Source organism: Nonomuraea sp. NPDC050022 (assembly GCF_044460705.1).
In the GTDB taxonomy this organism is placed as follows: Bacteria; Actinomycetota; Actinomycetes; order Streptosporangiales; family Streptosporangiaceae; genus Nonomuraea.
Window position 1 is genome coordinate 106,867 of sequence record NZ_JBITKE010000019.1, and the last position, 20,412, is coordinate 127,278.

A 20,412-nucleotide genomic window follows, 5' to 3' on the forward strand; every position below is an offset into this window, starting at 1 on the left:
GTGACGAACCGCCTGGGACCATCTAGTTGACAGTCACACTCCGCAGCAGGTTGTTGTACCCGGTGGCCGCCTCCCAGACGTTGTCGTTCGCCAGCCGGATCGAGTACTCCGGACGCGACGACAGCTGCGGGTCGGGCAGGTCGAGCAGCAGCGCGTACGTGCCCGCCGGCATCCCGGCCGGCAGCGTCACGCTCTGGTCGATGGTCGCCGTGGCGCCCGCGAGCCAGAGGCGGGGGTTGGCGTTGAGCGGGAAGCGGTACACGGCCGACGTGGCGGTGTTGCGCAGGACCAGCGCGACGTCGCGGGGGTTGAAGGGCGCGGCCCAGCCGTCGTTCCTGATCGTGAGGCGCACCGGCAGCGCGCCGCCGTGGGTCGACGTGCTCGGGTACGTGCCGGTCTGCAGGGCGAAGCGGTAGCCGAGGCGGCGGGTGATCCCGGGCAGGCAGCCGCCGGTGTTCCAGCCGTTGATGACGTCGGGGTGGTAGTCGGTGTTCAGGTACGACCAGTGGAACAGCGACATCTCGCCCATGGCGGTGGGGCAGCTCGAACGCGGCGGGTTGGCGCCGCAGGTCTCCCCGCCCATCGGCAGGTAGGCGGTCTCGGCCTGGAGGTAGGGGTATTCGACGGCGGTGTTCTCGTAGGTGCCGTAGTCGTCGGGGCTGGCCAGGAAGCAGTCGTTGTGGTGCCCGACCCGGGCCTGGGCGGAGCCGTCGTACGCCTGGGCGGGTGTCAGCGCGGTGGTGCCGTACATCGTGCGCGGTGTTGACCACCAGCGGCCAGAACAGGTCGTTCCACGACCACAGCAGCACCAGGACGCCGAGGGCGACCAGCCCCGGCCTGGCCAGCGGCAGCATGATCGACCAGTAGATCCGCAGCGGCCCCGCGCCGTCCAGCCGGGCCGCCTCCTCCAGCTCGCGGGGCAGGCCGAGGAAGAACTGGCGCAGCAGGAAGACCCCGAACGCGCTGAACACGCCCGCTTGTCGGTGGAGAAGCTCGGCACACTGGGCGAGAGCCCTTCGCTGAAGTGGCTGCGCGCGGTCTGCCAGGCGATGCTGCCGCGCATTGACCTGCCGGAACTGCTGCTGGAGGTGTACTCCTGGACCGGGTTCCTGGACGCCTATGTGCACCTGGCCGACATCTCCACCCGCATGCACGACCTGCCCCGATTCCTGGTCGCGCTGCTGATCAGCGAGGCCTGCAACGTCGGCCTCACCCCGGTGATCAAGGACGGGGACGAGGCGCTGACCCGTAGCCGGCTCTCGCACGTCGACCAGAACTACGTGCGGGCCGAGACGCACGCCGCCGCGAACGCGATCCTGATCGAGGCCCAGCGCGGCGTGCCGATCGTGCAGCTGTGGGGTGGCGGGCTGCTCGCCTCGGTCGATGGGCTGCGGTTCGTCGTCCCGGTACAGACGATCAACGCCGCCCCGTCGCCGAAGTACTTCGGCTACAAACGCGGCCTCACGCTTCTCAATGCAGTAAATGATCAGGTGATGGGGATCGGGCAGATGGTCGTGCCCGGCACACCGCGCGACTCCCTCTACATCCTGGACACCCTGATCAACATCGACGCCGGCCCGCAGCCCGAGGTCGTCACGACCGACCAGGCGTCCGATTCGGACACGGTGTTCGGCATCTTCTCCATGCTCGGCTACCGGTTCGCGCCACGCTTCGCGGACCTGGGCGATCAGCGGTTCTGGCGCGCCGACCTGCCGGACGGGACGGCGCCGGCGTACGGGCCGCTGGAGGCGATCGCCCGGAACAGGATCAACCGGCAGAAGATCCACTCTCAGTGGTCGGACATGACCCGGGTCGCCGGATCGCTGGTGACCAACCAGGTGCGCGCCTACGACCTGCTGCGCATGTTCGCCCGCAACGGGCGGCCCACCCCCTTGGGCAGGCGTTCGCTGAGTACGGGCGGATCGACAAGACTCTCCATCTGCTCAGCATCTTGGACCCGATCGACGACACCTACCGCCGCAAGCTGAACAGGCAGCTCACCGTGCAAGAGTCGCGGCACCGGCTCGCCCGCAAGATCTGCCACGGTGGCAATGGCCAGATCCGCAAGGCATACCGTGAAGGACAAGAAGATCAACTAGCGGCGCTTTGGTCTCGTCGTCAACGCGGTCGCGCTGTGGAACTCGAAGTACGTGTCGGCCGCGGTCGACCGGCTGCGCGCCGCAGGCGTCTCGGTCAAGGATGAGGACGCCGCCCGGCTGTCCCCGCTCGGCTGTCCCCGCTCGGCCACGCCCATCTCAACGTCCTGGGCCGCTACTCCATCTCCTCCTCCGCCTCGGCCGAGGGACTGCGGCAGCTCGGCGAGATCCCTGACCTCCCCGACGGTGGCGGCGTGAACGAGGAGGGGGTGTAGACCCCCGGGCTCGCGGGCCACGACAAGCGTCCTGGTCCCGATGCTTACCTCGCAAGCCCGGTGTGCGGGCCGGCGTGGTGGAGCGCTGACGCCGCCTGCGGTCACGGCGCGCGGTCGGCTAACGCGGCGTGACCAGGCGGGCCTCGTAGGCGGCGATGACGAGCTGAGCGCGGTCGCGGGCGTTGAGCTTGGCCAGCAAACGGCCGATATGCGTCTTCACGGTCCCGGGACTCACCTGGAGCTGCACGCTGAGCTCGGCGTTGGACAGTCCGTGGGCGACCAGGGTGAGCACCTCGCGCTCCCGGTCCGTCAACGTGTCGAGCCCGTGAAAGGGCTGCTGGACTGGCCGGCGTACGAACTCCGCGATCAGTCGGGTGGTGACGGTCGGCGCGAGCAGCGTCTCACCCGACGCCACCACTCGGATCGCCTTCAGGAGGTCGTCCGGAGGCGCGTCCTTGAGCAGGAATCCGCTGGCACCCGCCCGCAGCGCCGAATAAACGTACTCATCGAGGTCGAACGTGGTCAGGATGAGCACCCGGGTGTCCCCGGCGATCTGCCCCGTCGCGGTGATGCCGTCCATCTCGGGCATTCTGACGTCCATGAGCACCACGTCGGGTGACTCCGTACGCGTGAGCGCCACCGCCTCCCGCCCGTTGCCCGCCTCTCCGACCACGGTGAGATCGTCCTCCGAGTCGATCAGCAAGCGGAAACTGCCGCGCAGGAGCGCCTGATCGTCGGCGATGAGCACCCGGATCACGAGCCTCCTCCTGCCGCACCCACCCCGACCGAGCCCGGCCCAGTCCGCGGACGCCCTGTCCGGACCCGCCGACTCCGCTTCCTCCGGCTCACGCTCGTGATCCTCGTCATCACGTCCATCATGACCGATCCGCGCCTACCGCTCGCATCACGTCGACGCTTTCTCGGAACGCCGGCCGTGCGTACCTCCATGCGCCACTGCGGGGTTGTGCCGAATGGCCCGCCGTTCGCGCACGCCCGCGCACCGCCGGAACGCCCGGCGCTGCCCCCTGTCCCTCCGTCGAAGTCCCAGGCGGGTCAAGGGATCTCCCATGACGCGTGCACGCCGAACCCCGTTCCCGGGAGCGGGCCGGCCTCGAAGGTGCCGCCGTACAGCAGGGTCCGTTCGCGCATCCCCGCCAGCCCGTGCCCACCTGGCGGCCCCGGCAGCACCCGCTGCCCAGACCCGTCGTCGACCACGGAGATCCGCAACCTCCCATCGGCGACCGACACGCTGGCCTGGCAGTGGGCGGGAGCGGCATGCTTGACGACGTTGGTGATCGCCTCCTGGACGATGCGGTAAACGGCCGGTGCCATGCTGTCGGGCACGGTTCCGTCCACCGACAGGTCGATCTGCACGCCGGCCTCCGCCGCCTGGCGCGCCAGGGACGGCAGGTCGGCGAGCCGGGGGAGCGGCGCGTTGTCGGGCGCGCTGCCGGGTGCGCGCAGCGTGCCGAGAAAATGGCGCATCTCCGCGAGCGAGCCGCGCCCGATCTCCTCGATGGCCCGCAACGCCTTGCGCCCTTCCTCCGGATGCTTGTCCAGGACCTTGGCCGCCACCCCCGCCTTGACGGTGATCACGCTCATCGAGTGGGCGACGACGTCGTGCAACTCGCGCGCGATCCGCAGGCGCTCGTCGGCCGCCGCCTGCTCGGCCTGCCTCCTGGCCTCGCGGGCGGCGAACTCGCGGCGGGTGCGCGCCGCCGTGCCGAGACTCCAGCTCGCTGCGAGGACCAGCCAGGCCGTACCGAGGATGAAGACGGGGTCGGGCCAGCCGTTCGAATATTGTGCTGGACCCGGCATCGAGACCAGCAGCGAGCCTCCGTTGATGAGCAGGCCCGACACCAGGGCGATCGCCGATCGCCGCACCGGCCGGCCGGTCGCCACCGGGTAGATGGCCAGGGCCACCACTGCCGTCGGCATCAGCCGGTTGGCCTGCAGCGCGAGCACGGCGATGCCGATCAGGAGCGCACTGTAGTAGGCGGGCTCCGGCCATAACCGCCGCACCGCCACGGGCACCGCGAGCAGCCAGCAGAGCGCCATGGTCACGGCGTTCGTGGTCAGCTCCGGCGGACTCGCCGTGGACGCCAGCGCGAGCAGCACCGCGACCACGGTGTCGGCCAGGATGAGCAGCCAGGGTGGAGGCCGTCGGGCGAGCAGATTCACATCCCGACGTTATCGAGGAACGGCCGGGGGCGAATCGGAGCACGGGCCGTCGGACCAGGGTCGTACTCCGCGCACGTACGCCCGTACCGTATGACCCTGGTCCGATCCCAAAGATCGGATCAGGCTCCGATGTGCCGCCCGCCGCCGTACAGCATCGTTGCCGCCATGAACCGACGCAGACTCATCGCCCTGTGCCTGGCGGCCTGTCTCGCCGTGCCGCTTGGCGGTATCGCGCTGGCCTCGGCGCAGGCCCACGGCCTCGTGTGGAAGGACTGTGGTGACGGCCTGCGATGCGCCGAGCTGGTCGTTCCTGTGGATTGGGCCGACCCGGGCGGGCCCAGAACCTCGGTGCACGTGGCCAAACTGCCCGCGACGGGCAAGAGCGTCGGGTCGCTGATCGTCAATTTCGGAGGGCCCGGCACCAGCACATCGGTACTCAGGCGGAAAAACCAGCCCGACGCTCCGGCGGAGTCGCCGATCCTGCTCGATGAGTTGCAGAGGAGCTTCGACGTCATCGCCATCGATCCGCGCGGCATGTCGGAGCCCGCGAGCGGCAATAGGGTGAGCTGCGCGGAGCCCGACGCCTCCGTCTACGGACTGCTCCTGGCCAGGACGAAGCAGGACTGGGACGCCCACGCCGCCAAGAACGCGGCCCATCAGGCGAGCTGCCGCATCATGGCCAAATCGGCCTGGCGCGGGATGACGGCATGGAACGTGGCCCACGACATCGACGCGCTGCGCGCCGCGCTTGGCCAGGACAAACTTATCTACGCGGGCAACTCCTACGGCACCGTCTACGCCCAGGCCTACCTGGAGCTGTTCCCGCAGCGGGTCGGCCGCATGTACTTCGACGGCACCGCCGATCACACCCAGCAGGAGTTCGAGCCCTGGATACGCAACTACGCGCTCACGCAAGAGCGCCATCTCACCCGCTTCCGCGACTGGTGCGCCCGCCGCACCGACTGCGCCCTGCACGGCAGGGATGCGGGCAAGGCGTGGGATGAGCTCGTTGCCAGGGTGCGCCGCGTGCCACTGCCGGCGTCGGCCGGCCGGACAGTGCATGAGGGGCAGCTGTACGCCGGCGCGATCAAAGGCATGAATCCGGCACTCTGGCCCCAGCTTGCCACCGCCATCCGTAAGGCCCTCGACGGCGAAGCCGGCGACTTCCTGCAAGAACTGCTCCCGGATGAGGGCGGCGCGTCCGTGAGCCAAGACTCCTTGTGCAACGACTTCATGCCGAAGCTGCCGACGTACGAGGAGTTCCAGGGCATCGAGGCCAGACTCCGTGAGATCGCGCCGAGGTTCGGTTGGCTTGAGGGACGCTTCGAGCTCGGGCGGTGCTGGGGGCGCAGCGGCGGCGCGTCCTGGGCGCCGTACCCGTTGCGCGTGAAGGACGCCCCGCCGATCCTCTTCGCGATCGGGGAGCTCGACAACAACACCAATTATCGCGGGCAGGCGCACGTGGCCGAGCAGATCCCGTCCGCGCGTGTCCTGTGGCACGGCGACGGCCACGCGTCGTGGGCGCGGAACATCTGCCTGCGGCGGCACGTCCGCGCCTACCTGACCACGGGGGAGTTGCCCGCGCCGGGCACGCGCTGCCCGGCCGAGATCATCCAGAAGGTGGGGAAATGATCGAGGTCACAGAACTGACGAAGCTGTACGGCTCCACCCGCGCGGTGTCCGAGCTCACGTTCGACGTCAAACCCGGACAGGTCACCGGCTTCCTCGGGCACAACGGCGCTGGCAAGTCAACCACCATGCGCATGATCCTCGGCCTCCACACGCCCACCTCGGGCAGGGCGTTGATCAACGGCGTCCGCAAACACGACCTGCGCGACCCCATGCGCGAGGTCGGCGCCATGCTCGACGCGGCCGAGGTGCAGGGCGGGCGCAGCGCGTTCGCTCACCTGCAGGCGCTGGCGTACGCGGGCGGGATCGGGCACCGCAGGGTCGTGGAGGTGCTGGAGGAGGTCGGCCTGGCCAACGCGGCACGCAAGCGGATCGCCGGATTCTCCCAGGGGATGCGCCAGCGCCTCGGCATCGCGGCGGCCCTGCTCGGTGACCCGGGCGTGCTCATCCTCGACGAGCCGGTCAACGGCCTCGACCCCGACGGCATCCGCTGGCTCAGGACACTGCTCAGATCCCTGGCCGCCGAGGGGCGCACCGTCCTGCTGTCGAGCCACCTGATGACTGAGATGTCCCTCACCGCCGACCGGCTCATCATCATCGGCCAGGGCCGGCTGATCGAGGACACCACGACGACGGACCTGCTGGCCCGCTTCCAGAGCGGCGTACTGGTCCGATCACCCCACGCGGCCCGCCTGTCCAGGGCACTCGAAGCGGCCGGCGCAACCATACGCCCCGCTCAGGACGCCAACGCCGGTGAGGAGCCGGTGCCCGGTGGGCCTGCGGCGGCTGGAGCCGATACGCGCCCCGTGCGGGATGCCATCGCCGGAGCGGAATTGCTGGTGACCGGCCTGACCGCAGCCGCCATCGGCGACATCGCCCTGGCGAACGGCTGTGCCGTTCACGAGCTGGTGTCGCGCCGGACATCACTGGAGGAGGCCTTCATGGAGATCACGCAATGATCAACCTCGTCGCATCGGAATGGCTCAAGCTACGCTCGCTCCGAGCCACCTACTACGTCCTGGCCTCCACGCTCTCGGCCCTTGCGCTCACCGGCTTCGCCGCCTACTCGATCTCGCACTACTTCGACACCAACGGCCCCGGTGGCGATCCCGTCGGCACGGGTCTCAGCCTCAGTGCCGACATTCCGCCTGTGCTGTTCGGCATGCTGGGCGTGTTCGCCATCTCCGGTGAGTACGCCACCGGCATGATCAGACTCACGCTGACCACGATCCGGAGCCGGTGGACGCTCCTTCTGGCCAAGGCCGTCGCGGTGGCCGCCATGGCCGCTGTCGCGGGCCAACTGCTGGCGTTCGCCACCTACTTCACCGCACAGGCCGTGGTGGCCGGGCGTCCGATCGGCGCCTCGTTCGCCGAACATGCGGCCCTGGCCGAGGTGCTGTCCACCGGCGCCGGCTCCGCCGTCGCCGCGGTGCTGGGACTGGGCCTGGCCACGGTCCTGCGGTCGACACCGGGAGCGCTCATCGCGCTGGTCGTCCTCCCGCTGTCCCCGACCGTGCTCGAGCGCTTCCTCCCAGCTCCGTGGAACGACTGGATCAGCTCCCTGACGATTCCGTCGCTGGCCAGGCAACTGGCCGCCGTACCCGACGCAGGAGCCTTCGGCCCCTCAACGGCCGCCGTCATCCTGGTGGGTTACGTCGTGGTGTCCCTCCTGCTGGCAACCCTGGCGATCAATCACCGCGACGCCTGACCGAACCCTTATGGGCGGCCATGTACGTGGAAAGGACAGCCATCACGTGCATGGCCGCTCGCCGCTTCGCTATGGCCGGGGCTGCGCCCGAGGTATGTGGCGTGAGTGTCATGCCGAGGAGGCGGCCGTCGGGCTGACCTCGGTGGTTCCCTTCCTGCTCGCCTCCCGCCTGCGCGAACTGGGCGCCGAGCACGTGCCAGGCCCCGACTTCCAGCCGCAGGTGATCCGCGACGGCCGCCTGGTGACCGGCCAGAACCCCGCCTCCGCCATGGGTGTGGCCGAAGCCGTCGTGTCCGCCCTGGCCGACGTCCCCTCAGACACCGGCACGGCACCCGTGAACCCCACGGACATCACCGTGCGGACCAGCGACGGTCCCATGGGTGGATACCTCGCTCGCCCCGCCGGGGACGGCGTTCATCCGGCCGTCATCGTGGCCCACCAACTGTTCGGGCTGACCGAGGACGTGCGCGCGGTCGCGGACCGGATCGCGGGCATGGGGTACGTGGTGCTGGCCCCCGACTACTACCACCGCGCCGACCCGGGTGTGGAACTGCCGGCCACCGACGAGGGCCGCGCACGCGGGTTCGAACTGATGGCCACGCTGAGCCGTACAGGAGTGCTGGACGACACCCGCGCGGCCGCCGACTACCTCGCGGCACTCGACGACACGAGCGGCGCGGTCGGCATGGTGGGCCTGAGCCTGGGCGGCCACCTGGCCTACCTGGCCGCCACCCAACTCGGCTTCCCGATCACCGTGGTCCTGTACGCGGGCTGGCTGACAGGCACCGACATCCCGGTGAGCGGCCCGGAGCCCACGCTCGACCTGACCCCGGGCATCAAGGGCAAGCTGGTGTACATCGTCGGCGACCGCGACCACGCGATCATCGAAGAACAACATACGGCCATCGCCGAGCGTCTTCAGGCCGACGGGATCAGGCACGAGATGGTCGTCCTGGCGGGCGCCCCACACGCCTTCCTGGCGCAGGAGGACTCGCCGTACCACGCCGAGACCTGGCAGCGCATCGAACAGGCCCTCGCCGACGAACTGGCCTGAGCCGTCCCGAGCAGCGGGAGAACCCTCGAGTAGCATCTGTCGTGCGGGCCGAGCGACATTTCTACTGGTCACGAGGGGTGTAACGGGTGAACGGCGTAAGGGATCCCGAGGCCGAGATCCGGGCTCGGCTCCAGGAGCATTGGGCGGCCTCCGAACGCGGCGATGTCGACGCCGAGCATTCGATCTACGCCGCGGACGCGATCCTGGACTACCCGCAGTCAGGCGAGCGCTTCAGAGGCCGGGCGAGGATCCAGGCGCAACGAGGCGGGCACCCGGCCGAACGCCACTTCACCATCCGCCGGATCCTGGGCGGCGGCGACGTTTGGGTGAGCGAGTGTGTGATCACCTATGACGGCGTGCCCACACACTCGCTCAGCGTCATGGAGATGACCGATGGTCTCGTGACGCACGAGACCCAATACTTCGCCGACCCCTTCCCCGCGCCTCCCAGCCGGGCCGCGCTGGCTGAGCCGATCCCGGTCCGCGACCACTAAGAAACGCACGCCCGGCCTCTTTGGCCTGGCCGGGCGGGACCACCCCCCTCGATCGATCGGCGGTCTCGCTCGGCCAGGTCGCGTAGCCGTCTCCCCGGACGATGGGCCGTTCGCGGGGTCAGGCCGCGACAGGTGAGTACGCGGCCGCGTCCCCCTTCAGCACCGTGCTGGTCCGTCCGTCCACGTCCACCGGGACGTCGCCCGCGATCGTGACCCGGTGCAGGCGGCGCGGTTGGTCGCCGAAGTCGTGCACGACGCGGTGCTGGGTGGCGCGGTTGTCCCAGATGGCCACGTCGCCGGGCGCCCATCGCCAGCGGACGGTGTTCTCCACCTGGGTGACCTGCTCCTGGATCAGCTTGATGACCGAGGCGGAGGGCTGCGCCGACAGCCCGGTCAGCCGCTTGGCGAAATCGCCCAGCAGGATGGCCCGCTCGCCCGTCTCCGGGTGGACGCGCACCACCGGGTGCTCGGTCTCGTAGACGGTGGCGGCGAACACCTCGGCGTACTCGCGGGTCCGCGCGGGATCCTCCGACGTCGCGATGCGCGCGTAGTCGTACTGGTTGGTATGTACGGCCCGCAGCCGGTCGAGCAGGTCGCGCAGCTCGGCCGGCAGGTACTCGTAGGCGGCCACGGTGTTGGCCCACAGCGTGTCGCCACCCGCCGGGGGAATGGTGATGGCGCGCAGGACCGAGGCGAGCGGCGGCCGGTCGACGAACGTGACGTCGGTGTGCCAGCGGTCGACCTTGTGCCCCTTGCGATAGTCGAGGTCGAGGATGTGCGCGTTGTCGTCGAGAGCGGGCACGGTGGGGTGCGCGGTGGTCAGGTCGCCGAGCAGCCGGGCGAAGGCGACCTGCCGCTCCTCGTCCAGGTGGTCCTGGCCGCGGAAGAAGAGCACCTTGTGGGCGAGCAGCGCGAGGCGGATCTCGGCGACGACGTCGGCGGGCAGGTCGCCGCCGAGCCGTACACCGCCGACCTGGGCGCCGATCCGGCCCGCTACGGGGTCGATGTGCAGGGTTGACATGGATGTGGTCCTTCCGGGAGATGGGATGTCGGCCGATCAACGGAAGGACGGACAGAGCGCGCTGGCCACGCGGCAGAAGTCCACGTGACCTCGGATGGTGAGAACCATGGGCGTCACGGTTCTCACCGTAGATCGAGGACATTCCTATAGTCAACACAACAGGTAGGAAATAAGTGTTTTAGCATTTCGTGCAATCCGCATGTGGTGCTGACGCGAATAAGGGGTGACTTCTTCGGGAGGAAGCGATGCGCGCTATCGAGCCCCTGCGTACGGGTGACCCACGCCGGCTGGGCGTCTATCGGGTGATCGGCCGGATCGGCAGAGGCGGCCAGGGTGAGGTGTACCTCGCGGAAGCGGACGGGCCGGACGGGCCGACCGGGCCGACCGGGCAGCGTGTCGCCGCGAAACTGCTGAACGCCGGGTCGTGGGACGACGAGCGCGCGCAGCGCATGTTCATGCGCGAGGTGGCGCTGGCCAAACAGGTGGCCCGATTCTGTACGGCCCAGGTGGTGGACGCCGGGATGCTCGGCGGTCAGCCGTACTTGATCAGTGAGTTCATCGACGGGCCCTCCTTGGCCGAACGGGTGGCGAAGGACGGACCGGTCATCGGGGGCGCGCTGGAGCGCCTCGCGATCGGGACCGCCACCGCCCTGACCGCCATCCACCAGGCCGGCATCGTGCACCGCGACTTCAAGCCGGGAAACGTGCTGATCGGTCCCGACGGTCCACGCGTCATCGATTTCGGCATCGCTCGTGAGGCGGACGCCACGGCCACGGCGACCAGCCAGATCATGGGCACGCCCGCGTACATCTCGCCGGAGCAGCTCGCGGGCTCGCCAGCGGGTGCCCCCTCCGACGTCTTCGCCTGGGGTGTGACGATCGCGTTCGCGGCCATGGGGAAGGCGCCGTTCGGGCAGGACTCGATTCCTGCGGTGATCAACCGCGTGCTGAACGATACGCCCGATCTGTCCCCGATCCAGCTGCCGTTACGCGAACTGGTGGAGCGATGCCTCGGCAAGGACCCGGCGACCCGGCCCACCGCGCAGGAGCTCCTGCTGACGCTGCTCGGGGGTAGGTCGGGCGACCTCAAGGCCGCCGCCGACCTCGCCCCACCCGCCTCCTTGTCCGTCACCCCGTCCGCCGTCCCGGCCGCTGCACTGTCCCCAGCCCTGCTTGCCGTCCCGCCTGCCGCCCTGTCCGCCGAGCCGCTGACTGAGCCGCCCCCCGGGCCGTCCGCGGGGTTGCCCACTGAGGCGCCCGCCGGGCTGCCTGCCGAGCCGTCCGGGGGGCCGTCCGGGAGCGCCCGGCCGGGGCGTCGCGTGGCGCTTACTGTGGTCGCCGCCTTGCTGGTCGGTGCCGGTGCAGGCGCGGCAGCTGTACGGCCGTGGGCCCCGCGGACGGTGAGCGCGGACACCCGGACCGGCGCGACCGCCACCACCCACCCCCCGACGCCCAGCCTGACGACGCCCAGCCCGAGTGCGACCGGTCCGAGTGCGACCGGTCCGAGCGCGATCGGCCTGGCCACGACCGGCCCAACAACGACCAGCCTGACCACAACCAACCTGACCACAACCAACCTGACCACGACCGGCCTGACCGGGACCAGCCCGGCCACCCCCAGCGCGACACCCAGTCCGACGGTGCCGGTCCTGGCCGGGTTGCGGCAGAAGGACGCGACGTCCAGACTCCGGCAGGCCGGGCTGATCCCCGGAAAGCTCACCCCGGACTGCTCCACCGGTGGCCCACCCGGCAAAGTCCTGCGCGCCGCCCTACGGCCGGGCACGAGCACGGTCGACCTGGTGATGAGCGCGACCCGCGCCCGCGTGCTCGACGCGCGCGGCTGGCCCCTCGACGCGGGAAAGGCGGCCGTGGAGAAGGCCGGCTTCACGGTGAAGGTCGGCTACCGGAAGGGACCCGACTGGATCGGCAAGGTGGCGGCCCTGAGCCCGTCCGCCGGAGCGTCCGCGTGCACCGGCACCGAAGTGGAGATGTCGATCGGCGTCAAATGACCGGCATCAAATGATCGGCGTCAAGTGACCAGCGACCACCGGCGTTGCGGCAGAATTCAGCCATGCGCGTCGAGGAGCTGTCCGCGGCCGAGCGCCGGGTGTGGGAGGCGTTCCCCCGGGGCGAGCTGGTCGACTTCCGCACCGGGAAACCGGACGAGGACGACCCGGCGACCGGCGCGAGCTGGGGCCCGGAGCGGACGGTCCGCGCCGGAGTGATCACCGAGCTCCTCCTGCGGGAGGAATCGGCGCGGTTACCGGCCCTGCGCCTCAAGGGCGCCCGCGTCACCGAACTCCTGGACCTGGCCCACGCCACCATCGGCCACCCGGCGCGGTTCCTCTCCTGCGACTTCGAGCAGGTGCCGCGCCTGTACTGGGCCCGCTGCCAGCAGCTGAGCTTCACCCGGTCCCGGCTGCCCGGCCTGTCGGCGTCGAACGCCCAGATCGGTGGTCACCTGAGGCTGGAGAGCTGCCTGTTCACCGGGCGGGTGGAGCTGCGCGGCGCCCACATCGCGGGCAGCCTCACGCTCGACCACGCCCGGGTGCGGGCGCCGGGGCTCGCGATCGACTGCGACCGGCTCCAGGCCGACCGTGGGATCGCCGCCATCGAGTTGCGGGCCGAGGGCCACGTGCGGCTGTCCAACGTCAAGGTCGGCGGTGCGTTGATCATGGACGACGCCCGGCTGACCGCGACCGACCGGCACGCCCTGACGCTGGACGGCCTGGTCGCCGACGGCAACGTGTTCTGCCGGTGCATGACGGTCACCGGGATGATCAGCCTGCGCAACACCCGCGTCACCGGGCCCTTCGCCCTGACCGGCACCACCATCGACCACCCGGGCGAGATGGCCTTCCGCGGCTCGCGGATCACCGCCGAGGGCGGCCTCTACCTGGGCGGAACCTTCTCCGCCAACGGCACGGTACGGCTGGCGGACTCCCGCGTCGACCGTGAGCTCAACCTGACCGGCGCCCGCCTGGACAACCCCGGCGGCGACGCGCTCCAGGCAGAGGAGATCCAGGTCGAGGGCACGATCGAGGCGCGCGGGCTGACGGCGCGCGGTCGGGTCGACCTGTCCCAGGCCCGCGTCACCGGATCTCTGCGCCTGGCCGGCGCCGACCTCTCCGCCCCGGGCGAGGTGGCGCTGGACGCCGACGGCGCCTCCATCGGCGGCGCGCTGGCCTGCGTCGACGGGTTCCGGTCCGAAGGCGTGGTACGGCTGGTCGACGCCTCCATCGGCACGATCGCCGACTTCAGCGGCGCCCGCCTGAGCAACGATCCCGGCGGCAAAACGCTGGACGCGGCCGCGGCGACCATCGGCAGCGGGCTGTTCTGCGGGCGTGGCTTCACCTCCGACGGCGAGATCACGCTGATCGGCACCCAGGTCCGCCGGCACGTGTACTTCAACGACGCCACCCTCGCCAACCCCGGTGGCCGGGCGCTGGCGGCCTGGCAACTACAGGCCAGTGAGCTGTACCTACGCCCGAAGTCGGCCCCCGAAGGCGCTGTCGACCTGCGGCACGCCCGCATCGGAGTGCTGCGCGACGACCCCGACACCTGGTCACCGCGCCGACAGGACGGCCTGACGTACGAGGCACTGGATCCCACGCTGCCCGCCGCCCGCCGGCTGGCCTGGCTCGAAGAGGGCGCGGAGGAGTACGTGCCGCAGCCGTACGAGCAGCTGGCCAGCACCTATCGGCGGCTCGGGCACGATGAGGAGGCCCGCACGGTGCTGCTGGCCAAGCAGCGGCGGCGGCGCGCCACGCTCCGCAGGCCCGCCCGCGCTTGGGGCGTGCTGCAGGACGTCACGGTCGGCTACGGCTACCGGCCGCTGCGCGCCGCCGCCTGGTTCGTCGCGCTGCTGGTCGTGGGGGCCACGGTGTTCGCGCTCGATCGGCCGCCGCCCGCCGAGGCGGGCAAGGGGCCGGTGTTCAACGCTGTGGTGTACGCACTGGACCTGCTGTTCCCGTTGATCGACTTCGGCCAGGAGAAGGCGTTCCAGCCGGCCGGCGGCGCTCAGTGGGTCGCCTATGGCCTGGTGCTGGCGGGCTGGATCCTGGTCACGACCATCGTCACCGGCATCACCCGGGCCCTGTCCCGCCAGTGAGCCGTCACGGGACCATGAGCGCCTGCCACGACGGCGACATGTGCGACCACCTCGATCCCAGAGAACGCTCCTCGCCGCGCAGGATCTGGTTCATGACGACGCCCTTGCCGCCAGCAGTGATCGCGATGGTTTCGGCGAGCACCACCTCCAGCGGGAACTCGCCACCGGTCAGGCCGAAGAGCTTGTCTCGTAGGGTCGCCAGCACCTCGCCCGGCGGGTCGGCGCTGGGCACGACGTGCACCTGTACCAGGACCGCCGGTCCTGAATCCCAGAAAAGACGCTGACGTCGGGGGGCTACCCGACTCCATTTTCACGCCTGCGCGGCGTCACCACAGGGCTAGGGGGACTGATCCGAAAATCGGCCAGTAACCGGGCACCCGGCGGCGAGCCCTGGTGGATGACTAAGCGGCTAAAGCGAGTGCCGCAAGTTCGCATCCTGCCGGGGGTACCCTTCGGATCAAACATGTGGGCCGCATCGCGGTGAAGGCCAGCACCGATCGGTCACCTGCTGACGGGCCGGCGGCCGGGGCACCCCTGGCAGTCGCTAGGGCTGGGAGACCTGCTTCTCCACCCAGTCGAAGACGCCGTGCAGAGTTTGCTGGTGCCGCTCTGGGCCGAAGATGTTGAGGAAGCCCGGAATCGGGTTGACCTCGAGGATGATGTAGCCGTCCTCGGTCGGCAGGACGTCGAGGCCGGCCAGCGTGATCCCCATCACTCTGGCCGCGCGCACTGCCAGTTCCTGGAGTTCGGGGGGTGCCTCGAAGTATTCGAAGCTCGCGCCTTCCAGGGTCTTGCACCGCCACGACCCGGCGGCCGGCAGCTTCAGCATGTTGATGGGCGTGACCTCGCCGGCGACGGTGATGCGGTACTCGCCGTACTGGGTCGGATAGTACGGCTGGCACACCAGCGTGCCGTATCTGGCGAGCAGTTCCTCGACCACGGCCGTCTGCGTGGGGAAGTCGGTGACGCGCTCGACGTCGACGCCGCGGTACCCGAAGGAGGGCTTGACGATGGTCGCGCCCCACTCCTTCCACGCGGTCTCGACCTCGGCCAGGGTGACGGCCGAGCGGACGGGGGGCGTCGGCAGGCCGGCCTCGGCCAGCTTCTGCGCGGTGAGGAACTTGCTGTAACCGCGCACCCACACCTCGGCGGGGTCGAACAGACGCAGGCCAGGAACCTTGCTGAGCAGGGTCAGCCGCTCCACGCGGTCCTGCCAGTCATCGCCGTACAGCTTGGCCCTGGAGATGATGGCGTCGAAGGACTCGGCGTCGTGCCCGCCCACCTCGATGTTAAGGCCGCCCTTGGCCCCTGGAGTGTAGGCGAGCTCCTCCAGCGTGAACAGGGCCATCTCGTGCCCCCGTTCCCTACCCGCCTCCACCAGACAGGGGGCGTCGGGATCCATCTCGCCGTAGTCCCAGCCGAGCACGCCGATCTTCACGGTGTCCCTTCCCCCAGCGCTCCGTGACAGGTGTGTGATCGATCATGGAGCCTGTACCCGCGGCCGTGGGCATGTCAAGCGCTGCCATGAGATCAGCCGCTTAATCGGTCCTACCGGAAATATCAAAACATCTCCTTCTTCGGTGGGATAAGGGCTAGGTTTCATCTTCAGCATGATCTTCATTTGACGGGGGAAGGCGCGCGAAGATGTCTATCTGGGAGACTTTGGCGACCCCAGCCCCGCCGACCGCAGCCCGCTACCGCGCGGCTGGCTGGTGGCGGGATTCCACTTTTCTCGATGATCTCGCTGACGCCGCCAAGCGGCGTCCGGACCATCAGGCGATCATCAGTTACGAGGGCGGTCAGCCGGCCAGGACCCTGACCTACGCCGAGCTGGCGGACACTGTCTCGCGCTTCGCGGGCGCGCTGCGCGAACTGGGTGTCGGCCCCGGTGACGTGGTGGTGCTCTACCTGCCCAACCTGTGGATGCTCACCCCGCTCTACCTGGCCTGCAACCGGATCGGCGCGGTGAGCTCACCGGTCATCCCGGTGCTCGGGGGGCGCGAGCTGGCCCACGTCCTGCGGGCGAGCTCGGCCAAGGTCGCCGTGACCGTCGACTCCTTCGACGGCGTCGACTACGCGGCCCGTCTGGTGGAGGCCGCACCCGAGACTCTCCAGCACCGGGTCGTGGTGGGCGACGCCGCGGCCACGGGGGCCGTCGACTTCGAGGAGTTCTTCGTCCACACCGAGCACGACCCCGGCGACGCGGTGCCGCTCGGCCCCGACGACCCGGCGCTTCTGCTGTACACCTCGGGCACCACGGGCACGATGAAGGCCGTCGTGCACAGCCAGAACACCGTCTACGCGGCCGTCAGGGCGGTGTCGGAGCCGTACGGGCTGACCGCGGACGACGTGATCTCGATTCCCAACTACCTGACCCACATGGCGGGGATGAGCTACGCGGTCTACATGCCGCTCCACCTCGGCGGCACCTGTGTGATGCAGGACACCAACACCGACATGGAGCTGCTGCTCGACCTGATCGCCGCCCATCGGATCAGCTGGGCGTACTGCGCGCCGGGCTACCTGGTGAAGCTCCTGGCCGCGCAGCGCGAGAACCCGCGAGACGCGGCCAGCCTCAATCGGATCGTGTCCGGCTCGGCACCGATCCAGCCGCAGCTGATCACCGACGTCCGTGAAGTGTTCGACATCCCGCTGCACGCCCTGTGGGGCATGACCGAGAACGGCGGCGTCACCGTCACCAGGCCGGACGACCCCGAGGGCTGGGCCGCGCACAGCGACGGACGCTCGATGCCGTGGATGGAGATCAAGGTCGTCCCCGATCCGGAGGCCGAGGAAGGAGCGGGCAGACTTCTGGTCCGCGGCGCCTCGCAGTGCCTGGGCTACCTGGGCCAGCGCGAGCTGTACGAGGACTGCCTGGACACCGAGGGCTGGTTCGACACGGGCGACCTGGCCAGGGAGGACGGCCGCGACGGCATCCGGATCACCGGGCGCAGGGTGGACCTCATCACCAGGGCCAGCGGCCAGAAGGTCTCCACGCTGGAGGTCGAGGCGGTCCTGCTGCGCCACCCCGCGATCTCCGAGGTGGTCCTGGTCGGTTACCCGGACCCCGCGGTGCCGGGCGCCGACCTGGTCTGCGCCGTGGTGGTGCCCGACGGGCCGCCGCCCAGCCTGGAGGCGCTGCGCGACCACCTGGCGGCCGAGAAGATGGCCAAGGTGCTGTGGCCCGACAGGGTCCAGTTCGTCTGGCAGCTGCCCAAGAACTCGCTCGGCAAGGTCCTGCGCCAGCCCCTGCGCGAGCGGCTGGAGATCGCCGCGTCCCCTAGACGATGACCCGGAATCTGGAAGCGGGACGGCGCTCACGCGCCGTCGCCCTCTGGATCATCTCGGTCGCGCAGCTCATGTTCCTGCTGGACGCGACGATCGTGAACGTGGCCCTGCCCGGCATCCAGGCATCGCTCGGCTTCTCGGGCTCGGGCCTGGAGTGGGTCGTCACCGGCTACTCCCTCACCTACGGCGGGCTGCTGCTGCTGGGCGGGCGTGCCGGTGACATCCTGGGCCGCAGGCGGCTGTTCATCGCCGGTCTCGTCCTGTTCACCGTCGCGTCCCTGCTCGGCGGGCTGGCGACCGAATCGTGGTGGCTGCTGGCGTGCCGTGCCCTCCAGGGGGTGGGAGCCGCCGCGGCGTCGCCCGCGGCGCTGTCGCTGATCGCGACGACGTTCCCCGAGGGGCCGGAGCGGGACCGGGCGGTGGGCGTCTACTCGGCGGTGGCCACGGCGGGCGGCGGGGTGGGGCTGCTCGCGGGCGGCGTGATCACCACCTACCTGTCGTGGCGCTGGGTGATGTTCGTGAACGTCCCCTTCGGCGTGTTCATCGTCATCGCCGCGTTACGGGTGCTGACCGAGACCGAGCGGGTGCGCGACCGGTTCGACCTGGGGGGCGCCCTGACCGGCACCGCCGGGGTCACCCTCCTTGTGTACGGCCTGATCAACGCGGCCACCGACCAGGCGGGAACCGCCCACTGGGCCGACCCGGACGTGCTGGTCACGGTCGGGGTGGCCGTGCTGTTGATCGCCTCCTTCGTGGCGATCGAGCGGCGCAACCCGCACGCGCTGGTCCCGCTGCGGCTCTTCACCGACCGGGTCAGGGCCGGCATCTACATCGTGCAGATCCTCACCAGCACCGCCATGTTCGGCATCTTCTTCTTCCTCACGCTCTTCCTCCAGAAGGTCTGGGACTACACCCCGCTGCAGACCGCGGTGGTCTACGTGCCGCTGACCGCCCTGCTGATCTTCGGCGCTCGGTTCAGCTCGCGGCTGGTCGCCAGGACGGGGGCGCGGAACCTGGTGATCGGCGGCCTGGCGACCGCGGCGGCAGGCATGGCCTGGCTGTCGCAGATCGGGGACTCCACCGGTTACCTCACCGGCATGCTCGTTCCCACGATCCTCGCGTACGCGGGGCTCGGGCTCACCGCCGTCCCGCTCACGCTGTCGGCCCTGTCGCGGGTGCCGGCCGAGGACTCGGGGGTCGCCTCGGGAGTCTTCAGCGCGGCCAGGCAGGTCGGCGGAGCGATCGGCCTGGCGGTCCTGGGCACCGTGGCCTGGGCGGCCGCGGCCGCGGTCACGGGCCCCACGCCGAACGACCGCTCGCTCGCCGACCACGCGCTGGCCGTGGGCGCGGGGCGCGGTTTCGCCGTCGCGGCGGGCATCGTGGTGCTCGCCCTGCTCATCGCGGCCCTCACCATGCCGCGTGGGAGATCATGAACGAGTTCGTCGTCATCGGGGGCGGTATCGCGGGGGCGGCCGCCGGTTACTTCTTGGCCCCGCACGGCCGGGTCACCCTGCTCGAAGCCGAGCGAACCCCCGGCATCCACTCGACGGGGCGCTCGGCCGCCTGGTTCTCCGAGTACTACGGAGGCGCCGAGGTGCGCGCGCTGACCGCGGCCAGTCGCACGTTCTACGAGGCCCCGCCGCCGGGATTCGGGAACGCCCCCCTGCTGAACCCGCGCGGCGCGCTCGTCCTGGTGCCGCCGGACGCGGGCGAGGAGTTCGACCGCGCGATGGCCGACGGCGCTGTCGAGGTGAGCCCGGACGAGGCGCGAGAGATGTGCCCGGTGCTGCGGCCGCACGAGCGGGCGCTGTTCCGGCCGAGGGCCTGCGACCTCGACGTAGCGGCCGCTCACCAGGGGTTCCTGGCCGGGGTCCGGCGGCGCGGCGGCCAGGTGGTGACCAGCGCGAGAGTGTTGGCGATCGAGCCGGTTCCCGGCGGCCGGCGGGTCGAGACGACCGCCGGCGACTTCACGGCAGTCCACGTGGTCAACGCCGCCGGGGCGTGGGCCGACGAGGTCGCGGACTTGGCCGGGGTCGCCCCGATCGGGCTGCGGTCGTTGCGCCGTACCGCCGCGCTGGTTCCCGGGCCGTCCGGGCACGACGCGGCGGCGGTGGCGTCCTGGCCGATGGTCACCGACCTGGCCGGGACCTTCTACGCCAAGCCGGAGTCCGGCGGGCTGCTGCTCTCGCCTGCCGATTCCACGCCGATGCCGCCGGGCGACCCCCGTCCTGACGACCTGGACGTCGCGCTGGCGGTCGCCAGATTCGAGGAGGCCACCACCGTCAAGGTCACGCACGTCACCCACCGCTGGGCGGGCCTGCGCAGCTCGGTCTCCGGTGACGTACCGGTGATCGGCGAGGCGCCCGGCGACCCCGGATTCTTCTGGCTCGCCGCTCTGAGCGGATACGGCATCCAGGTCGCCCCAGCGGCGGGGTTGCTGCTGTCCGCGCTGGTCACCGGCACGCCACCGCCAGAACTGGCGGCCTGCGCCCCGGCGCTGGCCCCCGCATCCACCGCCAGGACTTCCTGATCCAGCCGGCACCGGCACAACCGGT

At 70.4% G+C, this 20,412-nt stretch carries 16 protein-coding genes and 2 pseudogenes; 11 read left to right on the plus strand and 7 right to left on the minus strand.

Going from position 1 to position 20,412, the window contains the following annotated elements; all coding sequences use genetic code 11:
• Window positions 1-22 precede the first annotated feature (22 nt).
• Together ACIBO2_RS53345 and ACIBO2_RS53350 are read right to left on the minus strand one after the other, a co-directional pair.
• On the minus strand, window positions 23-751 hold the full coding sequence (locus ACIBO2_RS53345) for a DUF4832 domain-containing protein (RefSeq protein ID WP_397304891.1): 729 nt from the start codon (window positions 749-751) through the stop codon (window positions 23-25).
• A gap of 70 nt (window positions 752-821) precedes the next feature.
• A pseudogene (locus ACIBO2_RS53350) lies at window positions 822-971 on the minus strand (ABC transporter permease subunit); the annotation flags it as partial.
• A gap of 3 nt (window positions 972-974) precedes the next feature.
• Between ACIBO2_RS53350 and ACIBO2_RS53355 the strand changes: the two are divergent.
• Window positions 975-2,371, plus strand: a pseudogene (locus tag ACIBO2_RS53355) (transposase); the annotation flags it as partial.
• 118 nt (window positions 2,372-2,489) lie between these two features.
• Here the strand turns inward: ACIBO2_RS53355 and ACIBO2_RS53360 are convergent.
• Together ACIBO2_RS53360 and ACIBO2_RS53365 are read right to left on the minus strand one after the other, a co-directional pair.
• Window positions 2,490-3,128 (minus strand): response regulator, encoded by a 639-nt coding sequence (locus ACIBO2_RS53360; RefSeq protein WP_397304892.1) that lies wholly within the window; start codon window positions 3,126-3,128, stop codon window positions 2,490-2,492.
• A gap of 296 nt (window positions 3,129-3,424) precedes the next feature.
• Window positions 3,425-4,552, minus strand: a complete 1,128-nt coding sequence (locus tag ACIBO2_RS53365) for a sensor histidine kinase (protein WP_358535956.1) — start codon at window positions 4,550-4,552, stop codon at window positions 3,425-3,427.
• 165 nt (window positions 4,553-4,717) lie between these two features.
• Here ACIBO2_RS53365 and ACIBO2_RS53370 point away from each other — a divergent pair, with 165 nt between their 5' ends.
• The 5 genes from ACIBO2_RS53370 to ACIBO2_RS53390 all read left to right on the plus strand — a co-directional run bounded on the left by ACIBO2_RS53370 (window position 4,718) and on the right by ACIBO2_RS53390 (window position 9,437).
• Window positions 4,718-6,184: an alpha/beta fold hydrolase gene (locus ACIBO2_RS53370; protein ID WP_397304893.1), complete on the plus strand. Its 1,467-nt coding sequence runs from the start codon at window positions 4,718-4,720 to the stop codon at window positions 6,182-6,184.
• On the plus strand, window positions 6,181-7,140 hold the full coding sequence (locus ACIBO2_RS53375; protein ID WP_358535960.1) for an ATP-binding cassette domain-containing protein: 960 nt from the start codon (window positions 6,181-6,183) through the stop codon (window positions 7,138-7,140). The genes ACIBO2_RS53370 and ACIBO2_RS53375 overlap by 4 nt, the downstream gene beginning before the upstream one ends.
• Window positions 7,137-7,889 (plus strand): ABC transporter permease subunit, encoded by a 753-nt coding sequence (locus ACIBO2_RS53380; RefSeq protein ID WP_358535962.1) that lies wholly within the window; start codon window positions 7,137-7,139, stop codon window positions 7,887-7,889. Before ACIBO2_RS53375 ends, ACIBO2_RS53380 begins: the two co-directional genes overlap by 4 nt.
• A 94-nt stretch (window positions 7,890-7,983) precedes the next feature.
• On the plus strand, window positions 7,984-8,943 hold the full coding sequence (locus ACIBO2_RS53385; protein WP_397304894.1) for a dienelactone hydrolase family protein: 960 nt from the start codon (window positions 7,984-7,986) through the stop codon (window positions 8,941-8,943).
• An 86-nt stretch (window positions 8,944-9,029) separates the two neighbouring features.
• The gene (locus tag ACIBO2_RS53390) at window positions 9,030-9,437 is read left to right on the plus strand and encodes a nuclear transport factor 2 family protein (RefSeq protein ID WP_358535966.1); all 408 of its coding nucleotides are present in this window, start codon (window positions 9,030-9,032) and stop codon (window positions 9,435-9,437) included.
• A gap of 118 nt (window positions 9,438-9,555) precedes the next feature.
• Here the strand turns inward: ACIBO2_RS53390 and ACIBO2_RS53395 are convergent, their stop codons facing one another.
• A complete protein-coding gene (locus tag ACIBO2_RS53395; protein ID WP_358535968.1) occupies window positions 9,556-10,458 on the minus strand; it encodes a TauD/TfdA family dioxygenase in 903 nt (300 codons plus the stop codon).
• Window positions 10,459-10,703: 245 nt separating this feature from the next.
• On the opposite strand from ACIBO2_RS53395, the gene ACIBO2_RS53400 reads away from it, so the two are divergent.
• Window positions 10,704-12,467 carry a protein kinase gene (locus tag ACIBO2_RS53400; protein WP_397304895.1) on the plus strand — a complete coding sequence of 588 codons (1,764 nt, stop codon included), beginning with the start codon at window positions 10,704-10,706 and terminating at the stop codon, window positions 12,465-12,467.
• A 62-nt stretch (window positions 12,468-12,529) separates the two neighbouring features.
• On the plus strand, window positions 12,530-14,569 hold the full coding sequence (locus ACIBO2_RS53405) for a hypothetical protein (RefSeq protein ID WP_358535972.1): 2,040 nt from the start codon (window positions 12,530-12,532) through the stop codon (window positions 14,567-14,569).
• A 4-nt stretch (window positions 14,570-14,573) separates the two neighbouring features.
• Here ACIBO2_RS53405 and ACIBO2_RS53410 read toward each other — a convergent pair whose 3' ends face one another.
• Both ACIBO2_RS53410 and ACIBO2_RS53415 read right to left on the minus strand, forming a co-directional pair.
• Window positions 14,574-14,801, minus strand: a complete 228-nt coding sequence (locus ACIBO2_RS53410) for a hypothetical protein (protein WP_397304896.1) — start codon at window positions 14,799-14,801, stop codon at window positions 14,574-14,576.
• A 312-nt stretch (window positions 14,802-15,113) separates the two neighbouring features.
• Complete coding sequence (locus tag ACIBO2_RS53415) at window positions 15,114-16,007, minus strand: RimK family alpha-L-glutamate ligase (protein ID WP_397304897.1); 894 nt, start codon at window positions 16,005-16,007, stop codon at window positions 15,114-15,116.
• A gap of 206 nt (window positions 16,008-16,213) precedes the next feature.
• Between ACIBO2_RS53415 and ACIBO2_RS53420 the strand changes: the two genes are divergently transcribed.
• Genes ACIBO2_RS53420 through ACIBO2_RS53430 form a run of 3 tightly spaced genes read left to right on the plus strand, consistent with a single transcriptional unit; the run spans window position 16,214 to window position 20,387 of the window.
• Window positions 16,214-17,860 (plus strand): AMP-binding protein, encoded by a 1,647-nt coding sequence (locus tag ACIBO2_RS53420; protein ID WP_358535978.1) that lies wholly within the window; start codon window positions 16,214-16,216, stop codon window positions 17,858-17,860.
• A complete protein-coding gene (locus tag ACIBO2_RS53425) occupies window positions 17,857-19,290 on the plus strand; it encodes an MFS transporter (protein WP_358535980.1) in 1,434 nt (477 codons plus the stop codon). The genes ACIBO2_RS53420 and ACIBO2_RS53425 overlap by 4 nt, the downstream gene beginning before the upstream one ends.
• Complete coding sequence (locus tag ACIBO2_RS53430) at window positions 19,287-20,387, plus strand: NAD(P)/FAD-dependent oxidoreductase (protein ID WP_397304898.1); 1,101 nt, start codon at window positions 19,287-19,289, stop codon at window positions 20,385-20,387. Before ACIBO2_RS53425 ends, ACIBO2_RS53430 begins: the two co-directional genes overlap by 4 nt.
• Window positions 20,388-20,412: the final 25 nt, after the last annotated feature.

Bases quoted from the DNA above. Each gene is read 5' to 3' on its own strand.
- ACIBO2_RS53375 (WP_358535960.1), top strand. From the start codon at position 6,181: ATGATCGAGGTCACAGAACTGACGAAGCTGTACGGCTCCACCCGCGCG.
- ACIBO2_RS53370 (WP_397304893.1), top strand. From the start codon at position 4,718: ATGAACCGACGCAGACTCATCGCCCTGTGCCTGGCGGCCTGTCTCGCC.
- ACIBO2_RS53380 (WP_358535962.1), top strand. From the start codon at position 7,137: ATGATCAACCTCGTCGCATCGGAATGGCTCAAGCTACGCTCGCTCCGA.
- ACIBO2_RS53395 (WP_358535968.1), bottom strand. From the start codon at position 10,458: ATGTCAACCCTGCACATCGACCCCGTAGCGGGCCGGATCGGCGCCCAG.
- ACIBO2_RS53345 (WP_397304891.1), bottom strand. From the start codon at position 751: ATGTACGGCACCACCGCGCTGACACCCGCCCAGGCGTACGACGGCTCC.
- ACIBO2_RS53425 (WP_358535980.1), top strand. From the start codon at position 17,857: ATGACCCGGAATCTGGAAGCGGGACGGCGCTCACGCGCCGTCGCCCTC.
- ACIBO2_RS53385 (WP_397304894.1), top strand. From the start codon at position 7,984: ATGTGGCGTGAGTGTCATGCCGAGGAGGCGGCCGTCGGGCTGACCTCG.
- ACIBO2_RS53405 (WP_358535972.1), top strand. From the start codon at position 12,530: ATGCGCGTCGAGGAGCTGTCCGCGGCCGAGCGCCGGGTGTGGGAGGCG.
- ACIBO2_RS53420 (WP_358535978.1), top strand. From the start codon at position 16,214: ATGTCTATCTGGGAGACTTTGGCGACCCCAGCCCCGCCGACCGCAGCC.
- ACIBO2_RS53430 (WP_397304898.1), top strand. From the start codon at position 19,287: ATGAACGAGTTCGTCGTCATCGGGGGCGGTATCGCGGGGGCGGCCGCC.
- ACIBO2_RS53400 (WP_397304895.1), top strand. From the start codon at position 10,704: ATGCGCGCTATCGAGCCCCTGCGTACGGGTGACCCACGCCGGCTGGGC.